1 protein-coding gene is annotated in these 668 nt (G+C 47.9%); it reads right to left on the bottom strand.

Annotated elements, in window-relative coordinates:
• Positions 1–668, bottom strand: a 668-nt coding sequence (locus R7P74_RS26855) for a collagenase (protein ID WP_318123707.1), incomplete at both ends; no start/stop codon positions are given.

Here is a 668-nt window from a genome sequence, read left to right as displayed (position 1 = left end):
CTTCATAAGCGACAAAGTTAGGAATATTGCCCGGCTTGGACGGATCACCCTCAAGGTACATGCCGCCGTTGTTGGTACTAATATCAAAGATTGGCCCCGCGTATTTACCGTAGTCGTCACTGGAATCAAAAATATTCACTTGAAGCTGTGTATTGTGATCATCAGCGACTGGCTGCTCGCCTGTTTCCAAAGATTGATGAAAATACCCTTCTTCGTGTCCCATTTTGCTACAAGCGGCCACATGCTGCTCTTGCGTCATGTTTTGCGACAGAATACGGATGGTTGGGCTACAAGTGTAGGTTTGCGATAACACCAAACCTTTGAGCTTGGTTTCGAAATCACAAATTCCGTACTCGCTGCATTCGGCGTAGTACGAGACCGTATCCGCAGCAGCAAGCCAAACGGCATCGCCTTTTCCGTACATCTCATAGCGAGCAAAAATATCTTTTAACTTGCTACTCACCGTTGTGGCAGCGCTGCCCGAATATTTGGTCAGACGCCCCAATTCGCGACCCGCATTTGCCACCATAAACTCGTCGCTCGCTCCTATCGAGGACTCTCTCAACGCAAAGTCACCCAATGCTTTTGCAAGTTCGGTTTGGTTACCGATGGTTTGCAAATATTGGTCGTTCCACTGACCACCAAATAAGATGGTAAACACCCCATTC

Source organism: Vibrio sp. 2033, from assembly GCF_033339735.1.
The sequence above is the reverse complement of the archived record's forward strand: the minus strand, read 5'-3'. Positions and strand labels throughout refer to the sequence as shown.